Annotated in this window: 24 protein-coding genes and 1 tRNA gene; 12 read left to right on the top strand and 13 right to left on the bottom strand. The window is 62.7% G+C overall.

The genetic code is table 11. The features are described 5' to 3' along the window. Window positions 1-354 precede the first annotated feature (354 nt). A complete protein-coding gene (locus tag ACIQLI_RS19695) occupies window positions 355-1,227 on the top strand; it encodes an NAD-dependent epimerase/dehydratase family protein (protein WP_400391503.1) in 873 nt (290 codons plus the stop codon). 112 nt (window positions 1,228-1,339) lie between these two features. Here the strand turns inward: ACIQLI_RS19695 and ACIQLI_RS19690 are convergent, their stop codons facing one another. From ACIQLI_RS19690 to pdhA, 3 genes are read right to left on the bottom strand one after another with little or no spacing between them, the layout of a single operon-like run. Beyond that, window positions 1,340-2,830: a dihydrolipoamide acetyltransferase family protein gene (locus ACIQLI_RS19690; RefSeq protein ID WP_400391500.1), complete on the bottom strand. Its 1,491-nt coding sequence runs from the start codon at window positions 2,828-2,830 to the stop codon at window positions 1,340-1,342. Further along, entirely contained in the window at window positions 2,827-3,837 is a 1,011-nt protein-coding gene (locus ACIQLI_RS19685) for an alpha-ketoacid dehydrogenase subunit beta (protein WP_354232297.1), read from the bottom strand. Before ACIQLI_RS19685 ends, ACIQLI_RS19690 begins: the two co-directional genes overlap by 4 nt. Beyond that, complete coding sequence (pdhA, locus tag ACIQLI_RS19680) at window positions 3,837-5,006, bottom strand: pyruvate dehydrogenase (acetyl-transferring) E1 component subunit alpha (protein WP_400391496.1); 1,170 nt, start codon at window positions 5,004-5,006, stop codon at window positions 3,837-3,839. Before pdhA ends, ACIQLI_RS19685 begins: the two co-directional genes overlap by 1 nt. Before the next feature lie 195 nt (window positions 5,007-5,201). On the opposite strand from pdhA, the gene ACIQLI_RS19675 reads away from it, so the two are divergent. The 5 genes from ACIQLI_RS19675 (at window position 5,202) to ACIQLI_RS19655 (ending at window position 8,824) form a co-directional block, all read left to right on the top strand. Continuing rightward, on the top strand, window positions 5,202-5,672 hold the full coding sequence (locus ACIQLI_RS19675) for an Lrp/AsnC family transcriptional regulator (RefSeq protein WP_400391494.1): 471 nt from the start codon (window positions 5,202-5,204) through the stop codon (window positions 5,670-5,672). A 147-nt stretch (window positions 5,673-5,819) separates the two neighbouring features. Next, window positions 5,820-6,521, top strand: coding sequence for a hypothetical protein (locus ACIQLI_RS19670; protein ID WP_400391491.1), 702 nt, complete (start codon window positions 5,820-5,822; stop codon window positions 6,519-6,521). A gap of 128 nt (window positions 6,522-6,649) precedes the next feature. Continuing rightward, window positions 6,650-7,063, top strand: coding sequence for a DUF4383 domain-containing protein (locus tag ACIQLI_RS19665; protein WP_400391488.1), 414 nt, complete (start codon window positions 6,650-6,652; stop codon window positions 7,061-7,063). Between the two features lie 59 nt (window positions 7,064-7,122). Continuing rightward, window positions 7,123-7,728, top strand: a complete 606-nt coding sequence (locus ACIQLI_RS19660; RefSeq protein ID WP_400391485.1) for a hypothetical protein — start codon at window positions 7,123-7,125, stop codon at window positions 7,726-7,728. Between the two features lie 76 nt (window positions 7,729-7,804). Continuing rightward, window positions 7,805-8,824 carry a PHP domain-containing protein gene (locus tag ACIQLI_RS19655; protein ID WP_400391482.1) on the top strand — a complete coding sequence of 340 codons (1,020 nt, stop codon included), beginning with the start codon at window positions 7,805-7,807 and terminating at the stop codon, window positions 8,822-8,824. A 107-nt stretch (window positions 8,825-8,931) separates the two neighbouring features. Here ACIQLI_RS19655 and ACIQLI_RS19650 read toward each other — a convergent pair whose 3' ends face one another. Continuing rightward, window positions 8,932-10,551 carry a cation acetate symporter gene (locus ACIQLI_RS19650; protein WP_400391479.1) on the bottom strand — a complete coding sequence of 540 codons (1,620 nt, stop codon included), beginning with the start codon at window positions 10,549-10,551 and terminating at the stop codon, window positions 8,932-8,934. Beyond that, on the bottom strand, window positions 10,548-10,928 hold the full coding sequence (locus ACIQLI_RS19645; protein ID WP_400391477.1) for a DUF485 domain-containing protein: 381 nt from the start codon (window positions 10,926-10,928) through the stop codon (window positions 10,548-10,550). The genes ACIQLI_RS19650 and ACIQLI_RS19645 overlap by 4 nt, the downstream gene beginning before the upstream one ends. Before the next feature lie 208 nt (window positions 10,929-11,136). On the opposite strand from ACIQLI_RS19645, the gene ACIQLI_RS19640 reads away from it, so the two are divergent. Genes ACIQLI_RS19640 through ACIQLI_RS19620 form a run of 5 tightly spaced genes read left to right on the top strand, consistent with a single transcriptional unit; the run spans window position 11,137 to window position 15,663 of the window. Continuing rightward, window positions 11,137-12,339: a sensor histidine kinase gene (locus tag ACIQLI_RS19640; protein ID WP_400391474.1), complete on the top strand. Its 1,203-nt coding sequence runs from the start codon at window positions 11,137-11,139 to the stop codon at window positions 12,337-12,339. A 21-nt stretch (window positions 12,340-12,360) separates the two neighbouring features. Beyond that, window positions 12,361-13,080: a LytR/AlgR family response regulator transcription factor gene (locus ACIQLI_RS19635; protein WP_400391471.1), complete on the top strand. Its 720-nt coding sequence runs from the start codon at window positions 12,361-12,363 to the stop codon at window positions 13,078-13,080. After that, a complete protein-coding gene (locus ACIQLI_RS19630) occupies window positions 13,077-13,439 on the top strand; it encodes a hypothetical protein (RefSeq protein WP_400391468.1) in 363 nt (120 codons plus the stop codon). Before ACIQLI_RS19635 ends, ACIQLI_RS19630 begins: the two co-directional genes overlap by 4 nt. Next, complete coding sequence (locus tag ACIQLI_RS19625; RefSeq protein ID WP_400391466.1) at window positions 13,436-14,902, top strand: cation acetate symporter; 1,467 nt, start codon at window positions 13,436-13,438, stop codon at window positions 14,900-14,902. Before ACIQLI_RS19630 ends, ACIQLI_RS19625 begins: the two co-directional genes overlap by 4 nt. 56 nt (window positions 14,903-14,958) lie before the next feature. Further along, window positions 14,959-15,663, top strand: a complete 705-nt coding sequence (locus ACIQLI_RS19620; protein ID WP_354232274.1) for a hypothetical protein — start codon at window positions 14,959-14,961, stop codon at window positions 15,661-15,663. Window positions 15,664-15,675: 12 nt separating this feature from the next. Here ACIQLI_RS19620 and ACIQLI_RS19615 read toward each other — a convergent pair whose 3' ends face one another. From ACIQLI_RS19615 to rpsB, 6 genes are all read right to left on the bottom strand, one after another. Next, window positions 15,676-16,260: a DivIVA domain-containing protein gene (locus ACIQLI_RS19615; protein WP_354517607.1), complete on the bottom strand. Its 585-nt coding sequence runs from the start codon at window positions 16,258-16,260 to the stop codon at window positions 15,676-15,678. Between the two features lie 20 nt (window positions 16,261-16,280). Beyond that, window positions 16,281-17,216 (bottom strand): phosphatidate cytidylyltransferase, encoded by a 936-nt coding sequence (locus ACIQLI_RS19610; protein ID WP_400391462.1) that lies wholly within the window; start codon window positions 17,214-17,216, stop codon window positions 16,281-16,283. Beyond that, entirely contained in the window at window positions 17,216-17,773 is a 558-nt protein-coding gene (frr, locus tag ACIQLI_RS19605; protein WP_159707894.1) for a ribosome recycling factor, read from the bottom strand. Before frr ends, ACIQLI_RS19610 begins: the two co-directional genes overlap by 1 nt. Window positions 17,774-17,875: 102 nt before the next feature. Beyond that, window positions 17,876-18,613: a UMP kinase gene (pyrH, locus tag ACIQLI_RS19600; protein ID WP_207596961.1), complete on the bottom strand. Its 738-nt coding sequence runs from the start codon at window positions 18,611-18,613 to the stop codon at window positions 17,876-17,878. A 120-nt stretch (window positions 18,614-18,733) separates the two neighbouring features. Further along, entirely contained in the window at window positions 18,734-19,570 is an 837-nt protein-coding gene (gene tsf, locus ACIQLI_RS19595) for a translation elongation factor Ts (RefSeq protein WP_026541489.1), read from the bottom strand. A 120-nt stretch (window positions 19,571-19,690) separates the two neighbouring features. Next, window positions 19,691-20,593 carry a 30S ribosomal protein S2 gene (gene rpsB / locus ACIQLI_RS19590; RefSeq protein WP_400391457.1) on the bottom strand — a complete coding sequence of 301 codons (903 nt, stop codon included), beginning with the start codon at window positions 20,591-20,593 and terminating at the stop codon, window positions 19,691-19,693. Window positions 20,594-21,000: 407 nt separating this feature from the next. On the opposite strand from rpsB, the gene ACIQLI_RS19585 reads away from it, so the two are divergent. After that, window positions 21,001-21,510, top strand: coding sequence for a M23 family metallopeptidase (locus tag ACIQLI_RS19585; protein ID WP_400391455.1), 510 nt, complete (start codon window positions 21,001-21,003; stop codon window positions 21,508-21,510). Window positions 21,511-21,547: 37 nt separating this feature from the next. Here the strand turns inward: ACIQLI_RS19585 and ACIQLI_RS19580 are convergent, their stop codons facing one another. After that, a complete protein-coding gene (locus tag ACIQLI_RS19580) occupies window positions 21,548-22,738 on the bottom strand; it encodes an acyl-CoA dehydrogenase family protein (protein ID WP_400391452.1) in 1,191 nt (396 codons plus the stop codon). A gap of 134 nt (window positions 22,739-22,872) precedes the next feature. Next, window positions 22,873-22,946, bottom strand: a tRNA-Ile gene (locus ACIQLI_RS19575). Window positions 22,947-23,025 lie beyond the last annotated feature (79 nt).

Raw genomic sequence — 23,025 nt, 5'->3', positions numbered from 1 at the left:
GAACAATGGCGCATCGACATGAAAACCGGCGTCCCCTGGTTCATCCCCCCACCCCACATCGACCCACACCAAACACCCCGACGCAACCACCACCACACACCCCAACGAAACACGCCCCACAGAACATAGAAAGCGTCGGCAGAACATCAACACGCCCAAAAACGGCGCCGGGCGGCGCCCAAGTACGCCCTTGGGTCGTTCGCGTCTTCCTAGGACTCCCAGGGCCAGCCTGAGAGGCTGTTTTCTGCCGCCTCGCCGCCTAGGCTGAAACAAACCCGGACCTTGCTGACTCCATGAAGCAGCTGAACCAACAAGGCGACGGGGGCACGGACCACCACTATCGAGGAGCACACCATGAGGATTGCCGTCACGGGCGGAAGCGGAAAACTGGGTAGGAGCGTCGTCCGACGGCTCACGCAGGATGGCCACCAGGTGCTCAACATTGACCGTGAGGGCACCCGTGGCAAGGGCTACGTCAACGTCGATCTCCGCAATTACGGGCAAGTCCTGGATGTCATCCTGGGTCTGGATGACCAGCACCACGGCTTGGACGCTATCGTTCACCTGGCCGCCATCCCCGCACCAGGCCTAGCCCCTGACGCCGCCATTTTCGAGAACAATATGGTGTCCACCTACAACGTGTTCCAGGCTGCCCGGCGGGCCGGCATCAAGAAGGTGGTCTATGCCTCCAGCGAGACAGTACTGGGACTGCCCTTCGACATTGCTCCCCCCTACATTCCCGTGGATGAGGAGTACGCTGCCCGGCCGGAAAGCACCTACTCGCTGGTCAAGCATCTTGAGGAGCAGATGGCCATCCAGCTCACGCGATGGGATCCGGAACTGAGCATCACGGCGCTGCGTTTCTCCAACGTCATGGACCCCGAAGACTACGACGCCTTCCCCTCCTTCGATTCAGACGCAAATCTTCGGAAATGGAACCTGTGGGGCTACATCGACGCCCGCGATGGTGCACTGGCAGTGGTCAGAGCGCTGGAACATGGCGTGCCAGGCTTTGAGACCTTCATCATTGCCGCCGCTGATACCGTGATGAGCCGAAGCAGCGCCGATTTGGCGGCGGAAGTCTTCCCCGGCGTCGAGGTCCTCAAAGAACTGGGCGAGCATGAAACCATGCTGTCCATCGACAAGGCGCGCAGGCTCCTGGGTTTTGAGCCGGAACACAGTTGGCGCAACGTCCACTCCAACCGGAGGACCCCCACCGAAGACTGACACCAACCGAAGACTGTCACCACCTGCCCGCTGACGCGCGGCGGCCCACCCCTTAACCGCAGTTTCCTGCAAGCACTCGTAAAGGGATGGGCCGTCGCAGCTTCGAATACCGCTAGATCATGGTCATGACCATGGCGGGATCTGCCAGGATGGAGCCCAGATCCGCGAGGAACCGTGAACCCTGTTCACCGTCCACCAAGCGGTGGTCGAAGGACAGGCTCAGGGACATGACCTGGCGGACGGCGAGTTCGTCATTCACCACCCATGGTGCCTTCCGCACAGCACCCAATGCCAGAATGGCGGCCTCGCCCGGGTTCAGGATGGGAGTCCCGGCGTCGATGCCAAACACGCCGATGTTGGTGATGGAGATGGTGCCACCGGACAAGTCCGCCGGGGACGTCTTGCCCGCCCGGGCAGTATCGGTCAGTTCAGTGAGCGCCGTGGAGAGCTCACGAAGTGTCAGCCGGTCAGCGTCCTTGATATTCGGTACCGTCAGGCCACGCGGCGTTGCTGCAGCGATGCCCAGGTTCACATAGTTGAACTGGACAATCTCCTGGCTCGCCTCATCCCAGCGGGAATTCAGCGATGGGTTGTTCCCCAACGCCACCAGAACCGCCTTGGCTGCGATGGTCAGTGGTGTCAGCTTGTAGCCTTCGAACGCCCGGTTGCCTTTGAGCCGGGCCAACAACTCCATGGTTGCCGTGACGTCGACGGTCAGGAACTCCGTCACGTGCGGCGCGGTGAAAGCACTGTGCACCATGGCCGCGGCCGTGAACTTCCGGACTCCCTTGATCGGTGTCCTTATTTCCCGCCCACCCTGTGCATCAGCAACCCGGGCCTCGGCTGGAGCTTCCGTTGCGCCGGAGAAGTTCTGGACGTCCTCACGGGTAATGAGTCCGCCCGGCCCGGTTCCGCGAACCACTTCCAGGCGGATCCCGAGGTCACGGGCGAGCTTTCGCACTGGCGGCGTGGAACGTGGTCGCTCAGGGCTTCCTTCCTCTGCACGACGCGCCGCTGCGGGCTCGACGATCGCTGGTGCTTCCGGGGTTACCGGCGCTTCCTGGGCCGCAGGTGCTTCCGACCTCGCCGCCGTCGGGACCTTGATGTCCCGCACCTGCCCCCGGGCGCGCCGTGTCGGGCGGCCTGAATGTTCGACGACGGCGCCGTACCCCACCAGGTTCGGCTCACGTTTCGCGGGGGCCCCCACCGCTTCAGCGCCGGCAGTTGCCGGCGAGCCGTTGGCAGAGCTTTCGACGGCGGCCCCCTCACCAGCGGTCCCGTTGCCAGCGGACCCGTTGCCAGCGGACCCGTTGCCGGCGGCCGGCGTGCCACCCCCGTTGGTGGACCCGGCGTCGTCAACTTCGAACGAAACGATCGGCTTGCCGACCTCCACCACCGTGCCGGGCTGCTCATGAAGTTCTGCAACCACTCCTGCGAAGGGAGAGGGCAACTCCACAACGGCCTTGGCGGTTTCCACCTCGGCGATTACCTGGTTCAGCGTGACCGTGTCCCCCACAGCCACCTTCCAGCTCAGGATTTCCGATTCCGTGAGGCCCTCGCCAAGGTCCGGCAGCCTGAATTCCTTGATCATGGTGGCGGTCATCCTTCCAGTCCACTCAGCGAGTTGGGGCGGCCCAAGGCACGGTCGACGCCGTCCAGGATCCTGTCCAAATCCGGCAGGTGGTGCATTTCGAGCTTCGAGTAGGGGTAGGGCACATCGAAGCCGGTGATGCGGACGGGAGCAGACTCCAGGAAATGGAAGCAACGCTCGGTGATGCTGGCGGCAATCTCTGCGCCGAGGCCACCGGACTGCCCGGCCTCGTGGGTGATGACCAAACGGCCCGTCTTGCGGACAGATGCTTCCACCACGGGGTAGTCGACGGGGGCCAGTGAACGGAGGTCGATGACTTCCACGGAAATGCCTTCGTCGGCCGCTGCCATTGCGGCGTCCTTGGCTGTTTTCACCAGTGGACCGTAAGCAACAAGTGTCACGTCGGAACCGGCACTGACCACAGCGGCTTTCTCCAACGGAAGTGCCGTGGAGAGGTCGATGGTTTCGTCCACGTCGCCCTTGTCGTGATAGCGACGCTTGGGTTCAAAGTAGAGGACGGGATCATCGGAGGCGATCGCCTGCTGGATCATGGTGTAGGCATCCTGCGGATTGGACACTGCCACAACCCGGAGACCGGAGGTGTGGGTGAAGTAGGCCTCGGGCGACTCTGAATGGTGCTCAGGTGAACCGATGCCACCGCCGAAAGGTACGCGGATGGTGATGGGCATCTTGACCCGCCCCTGGGTGCGGTAATGCATCTTGGCTACCTGGCTGACAATCTGATCAAACGCAGGGTAGATGAAGCCATCAAATTGGATCTCGCACACAGGTCGGTAGCCGCGGTAGGCCAGGCCAACGGCGGTGCCGATAATGCCTGACTCAGCCAGGGGGGAATCGATGACCCGGTGCTTTCCGAAGTCTTTCTGGAGTCCGTCGGTGACGCGGAAAACACCACCGAGCGCGCCAATATCCTCACCCATCAGGACCACTTTGGGATCGTTTTCGAGCGACTTCCGGAGGCCGGCATTGATGGCCCGGGCAAACGTGAGCTTGGACATCAGAGTGCACCTTCCTCGACTGGCTGGTTGAAGCTGTTCAGGTAGCGCGAGTAGTGGTCCTTCTGGCGTTCGATCCAGGAATTGGGCGTGCTGTAGACATGGTTGAAGACGTCCAGCGGCTGCGGGTCCGGCATCTCGATGCAGCTGGAACGGAGCTCGGCCGCCACCGCATCAGCTTTCGCTTTGACGCGGGCCTCGACGTCCTCGGTGAGGAGGCCCTTGGCCTCCAGGAGCTTGCGCAGCCGCAGGATGGGATCCTTGGCGGCCCAATCCTCGAGTTCGATCGGGTCGCGGTAGCGGGTGGGGTCATCGGCAGTGGTGTGCGGACCCATGCGGTAAGTGACGGCCTCGATGAAGGTGGGACCGCCGCCTTTGCGTGCACGGTCCAGCGCTACCCTCGTGGCAGCCATGACAGCGAGGACATCGTTGCCGTCAACCCGCATGCTCGGTATTCCGAATCCTGTGGGCCTGTCGGCCAATTGCACGTGCGACTGTACCCGCACAGGTTCGGAAATGGCCCAATGGTTGTTCTGGCAGAAGAACACCACGGGAGCCTGGTAACTGGCGGCGAATACCATGGCCTCGTTCACGTCGCCTTCACTCGTGGCGCCATCGCCGAAGTAGGCCAGAACGGCTGTATTTGCTCCATCCAGCTGGACGCCCATTGCGTAGCCCGTGGCGTGCAGGCTCTGGGATCCGATAATGATCTGGGGCGTTGCCAGGTTGATGCGCTGCGGATCCCAGCCAAAGGAGGCATTGCCCCGCCACACCCTGGCGATCTCGGAGAGATGGGCTCCACGAACGTAGGCTACGCCGCTTTCGCGGTAGCTGGGGAAGACAAAGTCGTCATCGCGCAGCGAGCGGCTGGAACCGATCTGCGACGCTTCCTGGCCCAGGAGCGGTGGCCACAATGCCAGTTCGCCCTGACGTTGGAGTGCCGTAGCTTCGGCATCGATGCGACGGATGACCGTCATGTCCTCGTACAAGGAACATAACTGCTCATCTCCGACGTCCTTGACCCAGACATCGAATTCGGGATGGCTGATCCGCTCGCCTTCCGGCGACACCAACTGGAGCAGATTGCCGCCAGTCCTCAGGGGATTATGTGCATTATGTCCAGGGCCCGGAGTGTCATGATGCACTCCCTTGCCCGCCTGATCCGTCAACACAGGTGATCGCAACCTTCCGGCTCGTTTTCGTCGGCGCTGGCTGGACTTGTGATCCTGCCGCAGACCGGCCCTCCGGCACCTTCGCCGGAGTTAATTGTGACCCTACTCACAACGCGCATCAGGTACAACTACCCTTCTGCAAATTGAGCATTCTGCCCTGTTTCGGCTGAGCTCACCGTGCTAATCTTGCGCATTATGCAACCCCTGGATGGCACTGACACCCGGCTCCTTTCCGCGATGGCCAAGGACCCCCGCGGGACAGTGGTGGCCCTTGCCCAAAAGCTGGGCCTCTCCCGCAATACGGTGCAGGCCCGCATGTCCCAGCTGGAGAAGAAGCACGCCTTCCTCTCCTTTGAACGAAGGATCAACCCGGTTGCGCTCGGCTATCCGTTGACGGCGTTCATCACCGTCCACGTTCAACAACAAAAGCTCGCCTCCTTGGCGCAGGACCTGGCAGACATTCCGGAAATCCTCGAAGGCTTCGGCCTCACCGGTTCAGCGGACCTGCTGTTGCGCGTTGTTGCCTTGGACGCGGAGGACCTCTACCGCATCAATGGAAAAATCCTCGGCTGCGAAGGGGTCGAACGGACTGACACAGCACTGGCGATGCGCGAGATGATCCCCTACCGCGTCCAGCCGCTCCTGGGAAGGCGCTCCGGGGACTGAACTCCCTCCTCACCTGCGGTTATTCGACACGCGGTACTTGCCCGTCGAACCCGCATGCGATTTGATGCAAGAGGACGTACCGGGGGCCGGCCAGAGGACCCCGGCCATGTGGTGGCGCTGCCTAAGGCTGCCGAAAGGGGCACTACCGTGAGCAACCCGCAACAACCTGAGCAACCCAATCCCAACTATCCGGGCCAGAACCCGCCACCGGTGCCGCCCGGGCCCGGGTACCCCCCTCAGCCGGGCGGCGCGCCGCAGTGGCAACAGCCGCCGTCGTCCGCTGCTCCCCAGGCCGGCGGCCCCCAGCACTCAGGACCCCAGTACTCAGGACCCGGCCAGGAGCCGTACGCCCAGAACCCTTATCCGCAGGGCCAATTCCCGTCAGGGCAGTACCCGCCGGGCCAATTCGGCCAGCCACCGGCCCGAAAGAGCAGGAAGGTTTTGTGGATCGTCCTCAGCATCGTCGCCGGCGTGATCGTGCTGGCGGTGGTGGGCGTGCTGCTGCTGGTCAACCTGGTGGGCAATGCAACGTCCAAGGCCAGGTCCTTGGCGGACGAATTCACCAATTTGCTGGTCTCAGGCCAAACCGAGCAGGCTTACGACAACTACCTGAGCCAGCCACTGAAGGACGAACTGGACAAGGAGTCGTTCGTGGACGGCATTGCCAGCCTGGACCTTGATGGCTCGTGCAAACCCAACTACAGCTCGGTGAACGTGAATAACAACAACGGCAACAACACGGCTGACCTCTCCGGCACCTTGCAGTGCGACGGCAAGACCATCGATCTCCACTACGTCTTCGAGGGCAGCAACGACCTCAAGATGAGCAGCATCCGCCTCCGCCCCTAGCTCCAGGAAAGAATTTCAGTACCACCACCCATCCACCTGCGCCTATGGTCCGAATCACTGCTTGAGAGCCCCACCCGGGGCTCAGCAGGACGGCCGGAATATCCGGCCATCACCGGAAGGTTCGGACCATGCGTACTTCGCCCAATCGCCTGATCGCCACCATCTTCGGAGCTGTCTACCTCCTGGTAGGCGTGCTCGGATTCTTTGTCACCTCGGGAATCGGCTTCTTCGCCACCGAGGGCGCCAACTTGATCATCTTCGCCGTGAACCCCCTTCACAACATCATCCACCTGGCCATCGGCGCTGCCCTTCTGTACGCCGGCATGAACAGCGTCACCCTGTCCAAGTCCGTCAACACGGCCGTAGGTGCCGTCTACCTGCTGGTGGGTATCCTTGGACTCTTCCTGGTGGGTTCGTCCCTGAACATCATCGCCCTCAACGGCGCAGACAACGTGCTGCACCTCGCCAGCGCTGTGGTCCTGCTGGGTGTTGCCCTGTCCCAGGACAAGGCAACCGTAGCCTCCACCCGCGCCCACGCCTGACGCCTGATCACCGAATAAACCTGATCACCGAGTAAAACAGCGAGAGGACGGCAAGGACCATGGAAAGCAAACACCACCCCACGCTGAACGCAGCGACCCTCCTGTTCGTGTACTTCGCAGCGATGGCCGCCGGGATGGTTGAGCTTTCCCTTGCCGCCGGATATCTCACCGGAACAGCGTCAGCGGCACCCGGGACGGTGGCAGCCGGGGTGGCAACCCTCGCGGCGGGCCTGGCCTTTTTGGCCTGGTCCCTGCGGGGGCTGCACCGCAATGCCCTGGTCTTGGCACGATTCGCGCTTCCTGTCCTCGCCGCTGCTGCCGCTGCGCACCTCGCAGTCACAGTTACCGGGATCAGCTCCCTGCGCTCACTGGACGTGAGCCACTTTGCCGCCCTCGGCCTGACGCTCATGGCACTTGCCGGAGCCGGCTGGCTGAGGCGGCAGCACAAGACCAACGACGGCGGCGCCCACGGCCAGCCAAGGACCGGGCGGCTTCTGGCAGCCGCGTTCGGAGCCGCCGTCGTTGTTGCAACAGTGGCAACACCGGGACTGGCCGCCTCGATGGCCGGACAGCACGCTGTTCCGCATGGCGAGCACGGCCAGGCCCCTCACGGAGAAAACGGCCAGGGCTCCAATCCCGCCCTGGACCCGGGTCGCCACCACTAGTTGGCGGCGACCGAACCGGCGCACCATTGACACTGCCCACTGTTGATGGTGCGCCTGGTTCGTGGATCATGGAGCCATGGATCCCATAGAGGCGCTCGACGAAATCTCCTTCTGGCTCGAACGCAGCCAGGCCCCCACCTTCAAGGTCCAGGCCTTCCGCAAAGCGGCCGACGCCGTGCGGCAGCTTTCGCCCGAAGAGCTGGCAAGGCTTGTGGGCACCGGGCGGATCACCAGCCTCAAAGGCGTCGGCAACCGCAGCGCCGAAGTCATCACACAGGCCCTCGAAGACCGGATCCCCGAGTACCTTGCGGACCTGCGCGAACGTGGCACGGAATCGTTGGCATCCGGAGGAGACACGCTCCGGGCAGCGCTGCGCGGCGATCTTCACAGCCACAGCAACTGGTCCGACGGCGGCTCCCCCATCGAATCCATGGTGGCAGCGGCACGGACCCTCGGCCGCGAGTATCTTGCCCTCACCGACCACTCCCCCAACCTCACCATCGCCAACGGACTGAGCGTGGAGCGGCTTGAGAATCAACTCGGCGTCGTGGAGGGAATCAACTCATCCCAGGATGGTTTCCGCCTCCTCAAAGGCATTGAAGTGGACATCCTCGAAGACGGAACCCTGGACCAGACTCCCCACATGCTGGGCCAACTGGACGTGGTGGTGGCCAGTGTCCACTCCAAGCTCCGGTCCGATAAAAAGACCATGACCACGCGGATGTTGGGCGGCATCACCGATCCCCACACCAACGTCCTGGGGCATTGCACCGGCCGACTCGTCCAGGGATCACGGGGTACCCGGCCTGAGTCCGAGTTCGATGCCGCGAGAGTCTTCAAGGAGTGCGCGGAGTGGGGTGTCGCCGTCGAAGTAAATTCCCGTCCCGAGCGTCAGGACCCACCGGACAACCTCATCACCATGGCCTTGGACGCCGGCTGCCTGTTCAGCATCGACAGCGATGCCCATGCTCCTGGCCAACTCGACTTCCTGCAATATGGCGCAGAACGTGCCGAAGCCCTGGGCGTTCCCCAAGAACGGATTGTCACCACCTGGCCGCTGGAACAACTGACGGAGTGGCTCAACCTGAAGAAGTAGACGCAGTCTGAAGAAGAACCAGCCGGCGCCCATGAAGAGAAGGCCCCTCCTGCACGTTGTTCGCCGGAGGGGCCTTCTCTTGGATGGTGACTTTGTTCGAGCCGGTGCTAGTGGTCTACTGCCTTCTCGGCACCGACGCCGGTCAGCGAGCGCACTTCCATTTCCGCCTGCTTGGCCGGATCTTCGCGCCGCTTGTCCAGAACGGTTCCGAGCCAACCCAGGAAGAAGGCCAACGGGATGGACACGATGCCCGGGTTGCTTAGCGGGAACAGGGCGAAGTTCGCTCCGGGGATCATGGACGACTTGGCACCCGAAACCACGGGTGAGAACGTGATGAGCAGGATGGCCGCAGCCAAACCGCCGTACATGCTCCAGACCGCCCCCTGGGTGGTGAATTTCTTCCAGAACAGGGAGTAGACGATGGTGGGCAGGTTCGCCGAGGCTGCAACTGCGAAGGCGAGCGCCACCAGGAAGGCCACGTTCTGGCCGTTGGCAAAGATGCCACCGAGGATGGCAAGCACCCCGATTACCAATACCGTCCGACGGGCCACCTTCACCTCGGTGATTGCATCCGCTTTGCCCTTGGCAATGACATTTGCATAGATGTCGTGGGCGAAGGAGGCAGCCGCCGTGATGGTCAGGCCTGCCACCACCGCCAGGATGGTGGCGAAAGCGACCGCCGAAATGAAGCCCAGAAGCAACGGGCCACCCAGGTGGAAGGCCAGCAGAGGGGCGGCAGAGTTGACGCCGCCGGGTGCGGATTTGATGGTTTCCGCCCCCACCAGGGCTGCTGCACCGTAGCCCAGCACCAGGGTGAACAGGTAGAACAGGCCGATCAGCCAGATGGCCCAGACCACGGATTTGCGGGCTTCCTTGGCTGTCGGGACAGTGTAGAAGCGCATCAGCACGTGGGGCAATGCGGCTGTACCGAGGACCAGTGCGAGGCCCAAGGACATGAAGTCGAGCTTGGACGTTTCGGTCTTTCCATACTGCAGGCCGGGGTTCAGGATGGCCGGGTTGTTGGCGGCTTCAGCTGCGGAGCCCAGCAGGCTGGACAGGTTGAAACCATAGATCGCAAGAACCATGGCTGTCATGACCCCTGCACCGGCAATGAGCAGGATGGCTTTGATGATCTGCACCCAGGTGGTGCCCTTCATGCCGCCGATGAGTACGTACATAATCATCAGGGCCCCGACGACGATGATCACCAAGGCCTGGCCGCCCCAGTCGCTGATGCCCAGCAGGAGCGAAATCAGGCTGCCTGCTCCTGCCATCTGGGCAAGGAGGTAGAAGAAGCAGACGGCCAAGGTGGAGAGGGCAGCGGCAATCCGGACAGGGCGCTGACGCAAGCGGAAGGACAGAACGTCAGCCATGGTGAACTTGCCGGTGTTGCGGAGCAATTCAGCCACCAGGAGCAAAGCGACGAGCCAGGCGACGAGGAAGCCGATGGAGTACAGGAAGCCGTCGTAGCCGTTGATGGCGATGGCGCCGGTAATGCCGAGGAAGGATGCCGCCGACAGGTAGTCGCCGGCGATGGCCGTGCCGTTTTGCGAACCGGTAAACGATCGGCCTGCTGCGTAGTAATCTGCTGCGGTCTTGTTGTTCCGGCTGGCCCGGAAGACGATCACCATGGTGACTGCCACGAAGAGGGCGAAAATGCCCATGTTGAGCAGGGTGGTGTCTTTCAGGGCTTCGACGTTGACTGCTGCCGGGACCATGGTGTTCATTTGGCTGCCCCGCTGATCACATTGCCGTCCTTATCAAATTCGTGGCCCTCGATCTCGTTGCGGATTTCAGCAGCGATGGGGTCCAGCTTCCTGTTGGAGTAGCTCACGTACCATGCCGTGATGCCGAAGGTGGTGACGAACTGCAGCAGGCCGAGGATCAGCCCGACGTTGATGTTGCCCCATACCTTGATGGACATGAAGCCCACCGCGTAGTCGGCCAAGAGAACATATGCGAAATACCAGAGCAGGAATACGACTGCCATCGGGAAGACAAAGCTGCGGTGCCGCTTGCGCAGTGTCTTGAACCGTTCCGTCTGTTGAACTTCCTGGAAGTCCACGGACGCTTTTGCGTCCTGGGGTTGGGCCTCATTACCCATGGTTCCTCCTGATTGTGATGTGTCCACACCAGCTCCACACGCCTTGCCAATGTGACTGCAATCACTATCGAACGCCGCCCGGTCCCTGTTCCAGAGCATCGCGTGCTGCCATCGCTCAACGGTTGCGGTGCTGCGCCAAACGGTGGGATGTGAACCACCTTCAGTGGAATCGGACCGAGGTGGAGGAGCATCCCGCTACGCTGGCCTTATGCCCGACTCCCCGCTGTTCACAGCCGCTGCCATCGCCGTGATCGTGCTGGCCATCGCCGTCGTCGTGGGCGTTGGGTTGAAGGTGATGCGTTCCTTCCGGGACTTGGGCACCGACGCTGAACGGGCCACCTACAACACTTTGCACGCGGCCTCCCGGGCCGGGCAGCATCTCCGGAGCGGCCTCCAACCGGCCGGTGCAGCGAAAGCGAGTAAGCAGCTTCGCGTACTGCTGGGCTGCGATGCCTTGGCCATCACGGACACCGATTCTGTGCTCGCGTGGGACGGTACAGCCGAGGAACTCAGGCCGTCGTTGATGCGTCTTGCTGCCGAGGTCCTGGCCACTGGCCGAACCGCGGTGGTGCCGCACGCCGGGCATCGGACCACCGCCAAAGCCGAGCATGGAAACCACGACTTCAGTGCCGTGATTGCTCCTATCCGCTCGGGCTCCCGGGTGGTCGGCTCGGTGGCAGCCTTGGCGCCGGCGGCCGGCGCCGGGCTGGTCAGGGCCACCAGCGAGGTGGCCGACTGGATTGCCGCCCAGCTGGAACTGACGGAACTCGAAGCCTCCCGGACCTTGCTGATGGAGGCTGAAGTCAGGGCGCTGCGTGCCCAAATCAGCCCGCACTTCATCTACAACTCCCTCAATGCCATCGCCTCGTTCATCAACACCGACCCCGCCCGGGCCCGGGAGTTGGTGGTGGAGTTCGCCGACTTTACCCGGTACTCCTTCCGGCGCCACGGCGACTTCACCACGTTGGCCGAGGAACTGCGCTGCATCGACCGTTATCTCCTGCTGGAACGGGCACGCTTCGGCGAACGTGTCCAAGTGAGCCTGAGGATCGCCCCGGAGGTCCTCAGCACTGTCATCCCTTTCCTCAGCCTGCAACCTTTGGTGGAGAACGCGGTCCGGCACGGGCTCGAAGCCAAGGAGGGCCCGGGCCATATCACCATTTGCGCCAACGACTCCGGTGCGTTTGCTGAAGTGACCATCGAGGACGACGGAGTGGGCATGGACCCTGAGCACCTGCGGTCCGTGCTCGCCGGGCACACAGATGGGATCCACGTGGGACTGCGCAACGTGGATGCCCGCTTGCGCCAGGTGTACGGGGACGAGCACGGGCTGGTCATCGACACGGCTCCCGGGGAAGGAACCCTGATCACCATGAGGGTTCCCAAGTCCCAGCCCGGTCATGACGCCTGAGGTGACGGTTAGTCTTTAAGCATGATCAACGTGCTCGTCGCTGATGACGAACTTCCCGCCGTGGAGGAGCTTGCCTTCCTGCTGGGACGGGATGAACGGATTGGTGCCATCCACCGGGCCTCGTCCGGTGCTGAGGCCCTGCGGACCCTGGAAACCGAGTCTGTCGACGCCGTCTTCCTCGACATCCATATGCCGGCATTGTCTGGTTTGGACATCGCACGGGCCATTTCCCGCAGCAGCCATCCACCCGCCGTCGTTTTTGTCACCGCCGACGAAGAGTGCGCGCTGGAAGCTTTCGACCTCGCCGCGATCGACTACCTGCTCAAGCCGCTTCGCGCGGAACGGCTGTCCCGTTCCGTGGACCGCATCAGTGACCTGATCAAGGAAGGCACCCCTGCACCAGAGATGATCACCGTGGACCTCGGCAGCACCACCCGTATGATCCGCCGGGACGATGTCACCTACGTTCAGGCCCAGGGCGATTACGCGAGACTGCACACAGCCGAAGCCAGCTACCTCATCCGGGTTCCCCTCAGTGACCTTGAGCAGAAGTGGGCAGAGGCAGGGTTCATCCGGATCCACCGCTCGTACCTGATCGCCCTGAACCACGTCCAGCACCTGAAGCTGGCTGCGACGGGTCCCAGCGTAGCCGTGGCCGGAGCTGAATTGCCCATCAGCCGACGCCACCTGCCCTCTGTCCGGGACAAGCTGCAGACCACGCGCATCCGGCCGCAAGGATGACGCGCGTCCGGGTGACGGCGCCCCGCCAGTCGGCCACAGCGGCTCCCGGCCGGCTGCCCTACCCGCGCGAGGTCGCCGAAGACTCCGACTCAGGCAAACTCTTCATCCGGTCCCTGATCCGCTCGCAGTTGCGTTTGGCGCTGGTGGTGGCCTGTTGCTTCCTGATCATCCTCGTGGTGATCGCACTGTTCCTGGTGTACGGGCCTGGCGTGGCAGAAACACGGATATTCGGCATCCCACTGGACTGGATGGTGCTGGGCGCCGGCATTTACCCGGTGATTGGCTTGAGCGCCTGGCTGTACAACCGCGCGGCGGCCCGCAACGAGGCCCGGTACAAGGACCTGGTGGAGGACAAGTGAACCCGGCGGTAGGCCTGTTCGCGTTCCTTGCCGTATCGCTGGCGACAGCAGTCATCGGCTTCTACGGTCTGCGCATCTCCCGGACAACCGGCGACTTCTACGTGGCCTCGCGAACCGTCCCGCCCTGGTGGAATGCCTCTGCAATCGGCGGCGAGTACCTGTCCGCCGCCAGCTTTCTGGGCGTCGCCGGACTGATCCTGCTCTCGGGAACGGACGCGCTCTGGTTCCCCGTAGGCTACACCGCCGGTTACTTGATGCTGTTGCTCTTTGTCGCCGCGCCCCTCCGTCGCTCAGGCGCCTACACCATCCCCGACTTCACCGAAGCCCGCTTGGATTCCCGGCTGGTCCGCCGCGTGACCAGCCTGGTGGTGGTTGCCGTTGGCTGGCTGTACATCGTCCCGCAACTCCACGGGGCGGCGCTCACCATCCGCATCACCACCGGCCTGCCGTCGTGGGTAGGTTCGACGGCGGTTGTTGTGGTGGTGTGCCTCACGGTGGTGGCAGGTGGCATGCGTTCCATCACGTTTGTCCAGGCGTTCCAATACTGGCTGAAGCTGACTGCCCTGGCAGTTCCGGTGGTCTTCGTGCTGCTGGTGCTGGCCGGTAACGGCACGGCACTCCAGGCGTCGCTTCCCATCAACCCCACCGGCCAGGCGCCAGCCGGCGCGTACCAGCACATTTCCCTGTTGGTGGCGTTGCTCTTCGGAACCCTGGGCCTGCCCCACGTCCTGGTGCGGTTCTACACCAACCCGGACGGGCAATCCGCCCGGAGAACCACACTCATTGTGCTGGGCCTGCTCTCCGTCTTCTATCTTTTTCCCACCGTATCGGGCGCGGTGGGACGAATGTTCGCGCCCGAACTCGCACAGTCCGGCCAGGCCGACGCCTTGGTCCTCCTCCTCCCCGGCAAGCTGATAGGGGGCACCGCTGGAGACCTTCTCTCCGCCCTCGTCGTCGCCGGAGCCTTCGCCGCTTTCCTGTCCACCACCTCTGGGTTGGTGGTTTCGCTCTCAGGCGTCATCAGCCAGGACCTCTTCGGCGGAAGCGTCAGGGGCTTCCGCCTCGCAGCGGTGCTGGCCGCCGTCGTGCCTTTGGGTTTTGCCTTGATGACCGACACCCTGGCCCTTGCCGGGAGCGTTGGCCTGGTCTTCGCATTCACGGCCTCCACCATCTGCCCGGTCCTGCTCCTGGGAATCTGGTGGCGTGGCCTGACCGACGCCGGCGCGATTGCCGGAATGCTGACCGGTGCGCTGCTCTGCGGTGGTGCCATGGTGGTGGGTACGCTCATGGGATCAGGTAACGCACCGGCGTGGCTTGCCCAGCCGGCGGCGTGGAGCGTGCCGGCAGCGTTCGCGGTGACAGTGATCGTTTCCCTCGCAACGAAAAGGCGCGTGCCTGCGTCCGTGAACCGCGTCATGTCGCGGCTGCACGTTCCGGAGCGGCCGGTGGCCACCGAGCGCTAGGCGCGCAGATGCAGTGACCTGTTGTCCGCGCAGCAGCCAGGGTGGACAATGACGCCATGTCCGAGGAACCGGGCGCCGCCAGCCCAGAGCCGCCGGCACGACCGACGGAGTTGTCACCGAGTGTCCGCGCGCAGTTGCTGGCCACCGAGCACTGGAGCCTGCTCGCCTCACGCAGTACCACCCAAGGCGAAGTCCTCACTCGCATCAGCATGTTCCTGACCTTCACGTCGGCGAGCCTGTTGAGTGTGGCACTGGTGGGTAACGCCACACAATTTTCCGATGCCTTCAGGGCCTTCGCGCTGACCGTCCTTAGTATCGACCTCGTGGTTGGCCTGCTCACTCACGTCCGCGTCATGAGCGTGGGCATGGAGGACCTGATGTACGTCCTGGCGATGAACCGCCTGCGGGCGGCCTACGTCGACATGGATCCCGGCATAGGGCCGTACCTCATGGCCGGAGCCCACGACGACGAAGAAGGCGCCAAAAGGACGTATTACTTCCTGGGCGTTCGGACAGACTTCAGCCAGGTTGCCGGCAGCAGCATGGTCTTTATGGGGTTCGTCAACTCGGCCTTGATCGCCCTGCTGCTGGGATCGGCACTCCTGACCGCCGGGCTTCCCCCGGTGGTGGCAGTCCCCGTGGCCGTTCTGGTCGCGCTGGCCTTCTTCGGCACCTCGCTGGCCCGCGGCCACAGACGCTACCTGGCAGTGTGGAAGAACAACACGCCTGTTTCCCCCAGCACCCACCAGCCCTCCCCATGAGCGGGGTGTGGACTAGTCGATGGCCGCCATGAGCTCTACGGCACGGGCCAGGAAAGCGTCCACTTGGGCTTCCTCGTAGCCTTCATCGCCCTTGGCCGCCCGGAACACTGCCCGGCGGACAGTGTCCACGCTCAGGACCTGGTCATGCTCCAGGTATCCCACCAGTTCAGCACACAGGGCGTCCACGTCCTGGATGTTGTAGCTGCGCGCCCGCTTGCTGGAAGGTCGACGGAACCGCTCGCCATCGGGCCGGTGAAGCCGGCCCCGCAGGATGCCGGAAAGTTTGCCGATCTGGCGCAGCCAGGCTTCTTCGCCCTGCTGGCTGATCAGGTCATCACGCTCGCGGCGTGCAAACGCATCCTCGAGCCGGTCCAGGGCGGCGTCCACGCTGTGGGCGTCGTACCCACCTTTGACAGGGTCAAAAGCTACGTCCCGCACGTCAACGCTGGCCACCTGGTCAGCGGTACCCACGGGGTTTTCGAACGACGTCCTGGCACGCTGGAGGAACTCGTCAACTTGTTTGGCGTTATAGCCGTACTTGCTGCGCTCCACGCGATCGAACGTTGCGGGAATCTGGCGTCGAATATCCACGGACACTAATTTTCCTTCGTTGATTGTCAGACGCCGCTGAGCAGCGCGAACAGAACATAGGCTACAGGGGCCGCGAACACAATGGAGTCCAGGCGGTCCATGACGCCACCGTGGCCAGGCAGGATACTGCTCATGTCCTTGACGCCCAGTTCACGTTTGACCATGGACTCGGCGAGGTCCCCTGCCGTAGCTGCGGCCACCATGCCAACGGCCAGGACCAAGCCCACCCACCAGGGCTTGTCGAGGAGGAAGATACAGGCCAGGACGCCAATCAGCATGGCTCCACCCACCGACCCTGCGAATCCCTCCCACGACTTTTTGGGGCTGATTTTTGGAGCCATGGGGTGCTTCCCGAAGGACGCCCCGACGATGTACCCGAACGTGTCATTGGAAACAACCAACAGCAGCATGGACGCGATCTGCCATGCACCTTCGGGAATCCCATCCGGCCAAAAGCCCACAGGAGTGGGGCCGCTGGTGGTGTGCAAGGACAGCGACGCGAAGCTGATGAGGAAAGGAATCCACGCCAAGGTGAACACACCGGCGAACACGCTCCGGGGCGCACCAGCGGCGCTCTCGATGGAGCGCCACAGCAGGACGGCCACGGAACTCGCCGTCATGGTGAACAGCAAACCTTCCAGACCGCCGAAATAGGCCGATACCGGCATCACCAGGCTGCCAACCATCACGGGGATGATCGGCATCCTGGTGCCTTGGGCCTCAAGGGCCCGGAAAACTTCCCACACACCCAACACAGCAAAAGCCGTGGTGAGCAGCACGAAACCCAAGGGGAGGAAGAGCAATCCGCCCAAAACCGCCAAGAGCATGGAAAGCCCGACGCCGATGGCCGCCGGAAGGTTCCGGCCGGCCTTTGGCGTAGGGTTCGTCCGTACGCGCCTGGCGCGCTGAGGGGTATCGCGTGTCGGGACCCGTCCAGCGGGTGCCGGCTCAGCCTGGTTCATCAGACCTCGAGCAGCTCGGCTTCCTTGCGCTTGAGCAGCTCGTCGATGCTGTCAACGTGCTGCTTGGTCAGGGCGTCGAGCTCCTTCTCAGCGCGGGCACCATCATCTTCGCCGGCTTCGCCGTCCTTGACGAGCTTGTCCAGCGTGTCCTTTGCCTTGCGGCGGATGCTGCGGATGGAAACCTTGGCGTCTTCACCCTTGCCCTTGACAATCTTGACGTATTCCTTGCGACGCTCCTTGGTGAGCTCAGGAATGGTCACGCGGATCACGTTGCCGTCGTTCGAGGGGTTGGCGCCAACCTCGGAATCGCTCAACGCCTTCTCAATGTCGCGCAGAGCGGTTTTGTCGTAGGGCGTGATGAGGATGGTCCGGGCGTCGGGCACACCGAAGGAAGCCAACTGCTGGAGCGGCGTGGGGGTGCCGTAGTACTCGACAATCACCTTGTTGTAGAGACCGGGGTTCGCCCGACCCGTACGGATCGTAGCGAAATCGTCCTTGGCTACCTCAACCGCCTTGTCCATCTTTTCGCCGGCTTCGAGCAAGGTCTCTTCGATCACGGGTTTCTCCTCAGAAATAAGTTGCTGCCCTCATGCAGGCCGCAGTGCACAGTAAAGATCCGCCGTGAGAGGCGGAAGGTCCTAGAAATATCCTAGCCCTTGCTAGGGAGTAACCAGGGTTCCCAGCGTCTCGCCGAGGATGGCACGGGTAACGTTGCCCTCGCCTTCCATGCCGAAGACCACCATGGACAGTTTGTTGTCCTTGCACATGGTCATGGCCGTCTGGTCCATGACGCGGATGTCCCGGCGCAGGGCGTCGTCGTAGCTGAGGACATCGAGCTTCTCGGCTGTGGGGTCCTTCTTGGGATCGGCAGTGTAGACGCCATCCACCCCGCTCTTGGCCATGAGGACCACGTCAGCATGGACTTCCAGGGCACGCTGGGCTGCCACGGTGTCAGTGGAGAAGTAGGGCAGTCCGGCGCCTGCACCGAAGATGACAACGCGGCCCTTCTCCATGTGGCGGATGGCGCGGCGGGGAATGTAGGCTTCGGCAACCTGGCCCATGGTGATCGCGCTCTGGACGCGGGTTTCAACGCCTGCCTGCTCCAGGAAGTCCTGCAGGGCCAGGCAGTTCATGACCGTGCCGAGCATGCCCATGTAATCGGCGCGGGAACGGTCCATGCCGCTCTGGGACAGCTCTGCGCCTCGGAAGAAGTTACCGCCACCTACGACGATTGCCACCTCGACGTCGGAGACAGCTGCGGCGATCTGCTTGGCGATGGCCCGGACGGTTTCAGGATCGACGCCGAGCTTGCCTCCGCCGATGACCTCACCGGAAAGTTTCAGAAGTACACGTCGGCGGGTCTTCTCGGGCTGGATTGCAGTGTTGACGGTTTCCATGGTGCCTCCCGTTGGTGGACTCTGGCTAGATTATCGTGCTGTGGGTCCGCGCAGGTACTACCCGGACGGGTGCATGAAAAAGGGGCGGCCACCGAAGTGACCACCCCTTTTCATGAATTACTAGTTTCCTACGCGGAAACGGGTTACTGCGGTTGCCTTGACGCCGGCTTCTTCGAGGACCTGTGCAACAGTCTTCTTGGAATCCTTGGCGAATGCCTGGTCAACCAGAACTTCGCCCTTGTAGAAGCCCGTCACGCGGCCTTCAACGATCTTCGAAAGAGCAGCTTCGGGCTTGCCTTCAGCCTTGGCGGTCTCTTCAGCGATGCGGCGCTCGGACTCGACCAGTTCAGCCGGAACGTCGTCGCGGGTCAGGTAGTTCGGAGCCATGGCTGCAACGTGGACAGCGATGTCGTGTGCGGCGGTGGCAGCGGCTTCGCCTTCACCGTCAACAGCGAACAGGACGCCGACCTGGGCCGGGAGGTCCTTGGACGTCTTGTGCAGGTAAGCGTCAACCGTGGTTCCCTCAACGCGGGAGATACGACGGACAACAACCTTTTCGCCGAGGACAGCGCCCTCTTCGACAACAACCTCGGACAACGGCTTGCCGTCAACCTCGGTGGCCAGCAGGGTCTCGAGATCGGCTGCGCCGGACTCGACTGCAACGTTGAGGACCTTGTCAGCCAGCTGGATGAACTTGTCAGCCTTGGCAACGAAGTCAGTTTCGCAGTTGACCTCGATCATTACGCCAACGCCGCCGTTGACCTTGGCAGCAACCAGGCCTTCAGCAGTCGAACGGCCTTCGCGCTTGGTAGCGCCCTTGAGGCCCTTGATGCGGATGATCTCGATGGCCTTCTCGGCGTCACCGTTGGCTTCGTCAAGAGCCTTCTTGACGTCCATCATGCCGGCGCCGGTGCGCTCGCGCAGGGCCTTGATGTCAGCAGCAGTGTAGTTCGCCATGTGAACCCCTCTGTCTAGAATTTGTGTGTTTACGGACTGACAGGACGGCCGCCCACCATGTGAGCTGCCATCCTGTCAGTTGCCCCCGATGCTGTTTGCGGCATCAGGGAAGGTCCAGATTTACTTGGCTGCTTCGGCTTCGCCGGCTGCAGCTTCAGTTGCTTCGGGAGCCTCAGCTGCGGGAGCTTCTGCTGCCGGAGCCTCAACTGCGGGAGCTTCTGCTGCCGGAGCCTCGGTTGCTGCTGCTTCTTCGGCCTTGCTGCCTTCGAGGAGCTCGCGCTCCCACTCAGCCAGCGGCTCTTCCGGAGCTTCGGTGGTGCCCGTTGCGCGCTGGTTGCGGGCGATGAGGCCCTCAGCTACGGCGTCGGCAACAACGCGGGTGAGCAGGTTGACGGAGCGGATGGCGTCGTCGTTACCCGGGATCGGGAAGTCAACTTCGTCGGGATCGCAGTTGGTGTCCAGGATGGCAACAACCGGGATGTTCAGCTTCTTGGCTTCGTCAACAGCAAGGTGTTCCTTCTTGGTGTCAACAACCCAGAGAACCGAGGGAGCCTTGGTCAGGTTGCGGATACCACCGAGGTTGGACTCAAGCTTGGTGAGTTCACGCTTGAGGAGCAGGAGCTCCTTCTTGGTGTAAGCCGAGCCTGCGACGTCGTCGAAGTTGATCTCTTCGAGTTCCTTCATGCGCTGGATACGCTTGGCGACGGTCTGGAAGTTGGTGAGCATACCGCCCAACCAACGCTGGTTGACGTACGGCTGGCCAACACGGGTAGCCTGCTCGGCAATTGCTTCCTGAGCCTGCTTCTTGGTGCCGACGAACAGGACGGTGCCGCCGTGGGCGACAGTAGCCTTGACGAACTCGTAGGCGCGGTCGATGTAGGACAGCGACTGCTGGAGGTCAATGATGTAGATGCCGTTGCGCTCCGTGAAGATGAAGCGCTTCATCTTCGGGTTCCAACGACGGGTCTGGTGTCCAAAGTGGACGCCGCTGTCAAGCAGCTGGCGCATAGTTACGACGGGCATGCCGACGCTCCTTCCGGCAGGTCATTCATGAGAGAGCCCATGGGGCTGCTCTTACCCTGCCAATAGTTGACGGTTGTTTAGCTTTTGCCCGGATGGGCGCAGCTCCTGGCATCCATTGCGCTTCTCATCCGGAGTGAAGCCAAAGGCTTGTCCGGACCGCAAGAGGCACAATCCTCCGCAGCCAGAAGCCACGTGGCTTCGCTGGTGGAGGGCTGGATACGCGTAGTCAGCCTGGGACCCTCACATATCTGAATGAGACATGTTCCTGAACAAGCTTGAGGGCACAGCAAACTGCTCCACCAAGTGTACTACAGCGACCCCACCTGTTTGACCGCGATCGCAGCCCGTTGTCCACATACGAAAGACCGGGGATCGACCCGCCGCGGTCTCCCCGGAAGGCTTGGTCCATGACCCTTGCAAAGTCCTTGACGACCCTGCTGGCTGCCCTGGCAATGGCTGCGGGCGCACTCGGCGCATCCGCGCCGGCTGCGCCGGACCCGGACTCCGGCCGGTGGAGTTGGCCGCTCTCCCCCAAACCTGGCGTGCTTCGGATCTTCGACCCGCCGGACAAACCGTGGCTGAGCGGCCATCGGGGCGTGGATGTGGGACCAGCGTCCGACGGCGGAAAGGTCACCGCGCCGTCGGACGGCGTGGTGACCTTTGCCGGCGTCGTGGTTGATCGTCCGGTACTGACCATCGATCACGGCGATGGCCTCAAAAGCAGCTTCGAACCCGTAACCAGCGAACTCAGAGCCGGCGACGTTGTCCGCAAAGGCCAAGCCATAGGAACCTTGGAACCCGGACATTGCGGCGTCAGCACCTGCCTGCATTGGGGTGTTCGCCGGGGCGAGGACTATCTGAACCCGCTGGGTTTCGTGGCGGACCTGCGTCCGTCAATCCTGCTCCCGCTCTCCTGATTCCCCACCCAGCGGGACACCGCTGTTGTCAGGACTCCTAGACGATGGCAGAAACGCCCGTGATGGCCCGGCCGGTGACCAGCGTATTGATCTCGTGTGTGCCCTCGTAGGAGTAGATGGCCTCGGCATCGGAGAAGATCTTGGCCATCCCATAGTCCGTGACGATCCCATTGCCACCCAGGATGCTGCGGCCCAGGGCGACGCTTTCGCGCATGCGTGCGGTGGTGAAGGCCTTGGCCAAGGCTGACTGCTCGTCCTTGGCGACTCCTGCGTCTTCGAGTTGCGCCAGACGGACCATCATGCCCATGGAAGCAACGGTGTTCCCGAGGATCTGGACCAACTGGTTCTGCACCAACTGGAACGCGGCCAGCGGCCGCCCGAACTGCTGGCGCTCCACGGCGTAACTGCGGGCGACGTCGAAGGCTGCCATTTGAAGCCCGACCGCCTGCCACGCGACCGCCAAACGCGTGACCTTGAGGACCTTGTTGGTGTCCCGGAAGCTGTTGCCGTTGGCAAGCTTGAAGAAGTCCGGCACCACCACGTTGTCCAGGGTGATGTCCGCATTCTGGACCGTACGAAGGGAGATCTTGTTCTCGATCTTGCTCGCAGAGAAGCCGGGCAGCGTGGTGTCCACCAGGAACGCCTTCACCTGGTTGTCGGTCACGTCCTTGGCGTAGATGACCACCCAGTCGGAGAAAGTAGCGTTGCCGATCCAGCGCTTGGCGCCATTGAGGATCCAAGTGTCGCCGTCGCGCTTGGCCGTGGTCCGGGTGCCGCCGGCAACATCAGAGCCGCCCAACGGCTCGGTGAGGCCGAAAGCGCCGATCTTCTTCAGCGAATAGATGTCCGGGAGCCAGGCATCTTTCTGCTCCTGGGAAGCGAGGGCTTCAATGGAGCCGGTGAACAAGCCGTCGTGGACACCCATGAAGGTAGCGATGGAAGCATCCGCCCGGGTCACCTCCGCATGCAGCATTCCGGCGAACAGGTTCGAGTACCCCTGGCGGCGGACGGGACTGACGAGGTCCAGTTCGCCGAGCTTGGGAATGAGGTCCATGGGAAACTCGCCACGGTTCCAGCAATCCACGGCAATGGGCTTGACCTCGCGGGCCAGGAACTCGCGGACCTCAGCCAGGCGATCCTGCTCTTTTCCTGTCAGCATCTGCTCAAAGGCATAGAAGTCGCCGTCGGCATACGGAAGGTTGGTGGCGTCGAATGCAGCGTTGGACATATTCGCTCCTTCAAGGGTGGTCACCTGCGACCAAGACTAAGTTACTGATGAGTAACTTACCGCACCCGGGGCGGAACGCAAAAGAGCTGTGGCCGACAATCATTGATTGTCGGCCACAGCTCTTGCGTGAAAAGTAGGGCTACTCGGACTTGAACCGAGGACCTTAGGATTATGAGTCCCGCGCTCTAACCAGCTGAGCTATAGCCCCGTGATGCCCGGAAGAGCCACCGCAAAGGAGCAGATCCGGGCAAAGCACTCCAGCAATTCTAATAGCTGCCGGGGAGTGC

Source organism: Paenarthrobacter sp. NPDC091669, from assembly GCF_044756725.1.
Taxonomy (GTDB): Bacteria; Actinomycetota; Actinomycetes; order Actinomycetales; family Micrococcaceae; genus Arthrobacter; species Arthrobacter bambusae_C.
This window is presented reverse-complemented; position numbering and strand designations above follow the sequence as displayed.

Bases quoted from the DNA above. Each gene is read 5' to 3' on its own strand.
- ACIQLI_RS19650 (WP_400391479.1), bottom strand. From the start codon at position 10,551: ATGAACACCATGGTCCCGGCAGCAGTCAACGTCGAAGCCCTGAAAGAC.
- ACIQLI_RS19630 (WP_400391468.1), top strand. From the start codon at position 13,077: ATGACGCGCGTCCGGGTGACGGCGCCCCGCCAGTCGGCCACAGCGGCT.
- ACIQLI_RS19635 (WP_400391471.1), top strand. From the start codon at position 12,361: ATGATCAACGTGCTCGTCGCTGATGACGAACTTCCCGCCGTGGAGGAG.
- tsf (WP_026541489.1), bottom strand. From the start codon at position 19,570: ATGGCGAACTACACTGCTGCTGACATCAAGGCCCTGCGCGAGCGCACC.
- ACIQLI_RS19645 (WP_400391477.1), bottom strand. From the start codon at position 10,928: ATGGGTAATGAGGCCCAACCCCAGGACGCAAAAGCGTCCGTGGACTTC.
- ACIQLI_RS19675 (WP_400391494.1), top strand. From the start codon at position 5,202: ATGCAACCCCTGGATGGCACTGACACCCGGCTCCTTTCCGCGATGGCC.
- pyrH (WP_207596961.1), bottom strand. From the start codon at position 18,613: ATGGAAACCGTCAACACTGCAATCCAGCCCGAGAAGACCCGCCGACGT.
- ACIQLI_RS19620 (WP_354232274.1), top strand. From the start codon at position 14,959: ATGTCCGAGGAACCGGGCGCCGCCAGCCCAGAGCCGCCGGCACGACCG.
- ACIQLI_RS19695 (WP_400391503.1), top strand. From the start codon at position 355: ATGAGGATTGCCGTCACGGGCGGAAGCGGAAAACTGGGTAGGAGCGTC.
- ACIQLI_RS19585 (WP_400391455.1), top strand. From the start codon at position 21,001: ATGACCCTTGCAAAGTCCTTGACGACCCTGCTGGCTGCCCTGGCAATG.
- ACIQLI_RS19665 (WP_400391488.1), top strand. From the start codon at position 6,650: ATGCGTACTTCGCCCAATCGCCTGATCGCCACCATCTTCGGAGCTGTC.
- ACIQLI_RS19685 (WP_354232297.1), bottom strand. From the start codon at position 3,837: ATGTCCAAGCTCACGTTTGCCCGGGCCATCAATGCCGGCCTCCGGAAG.
- ACIQLI_RS19610 (WP_400391462.1), bottom strand. From the start codon at position 17,216: ATGAACCAGGCTGAGCCGGCACCCGCTGGACGGGTCCCGACACGCGAT.
- ACIQLI_RS19580 (WP_400391452.1), bottom strand. From the start codon at position 22,738: ATGTCCAACGCTGCATTCGACGCCACCAACCTTCCGTATGCCGACGGC.
- ACIQLI_RS19660 (WP_400391485.1), top strand. From the start codon at position 7,123: ATGGAAAGCAAACACCACCCCACGCTGAACGCAGCGACCCTCCTGTTC.
- ACIQLI_RS19690 (WP_400391500.1), bottom strand. From the start codon at position 2,830: ATGACCGCCACCATGATCAAGGAATTCAGGCTGCCGGACCTTGGCGAG.
- rpsB (WP_400391457.1), bottom strand. From the start codon at position 20,593: ATGCCCGTCGTAACTATGCGCCAGCTGCTTGACAGCGGCGTCCACTTT.
- ACIQLI_RS19655 (WP_400391482.1), top strand. From the start codon at position 7,805: ATGGATCCCATAGAGGCGCTCGACGAAATCTCCTTCTGGCTCGAACGC.
- ACIQLI_RS19640 (WP_400391474.1), top strand. From the start codon at position 11,137: ATGCCCGACTCCCCGCTGTTCACAGCCGCTGCCATCGCCGTGATCGTG.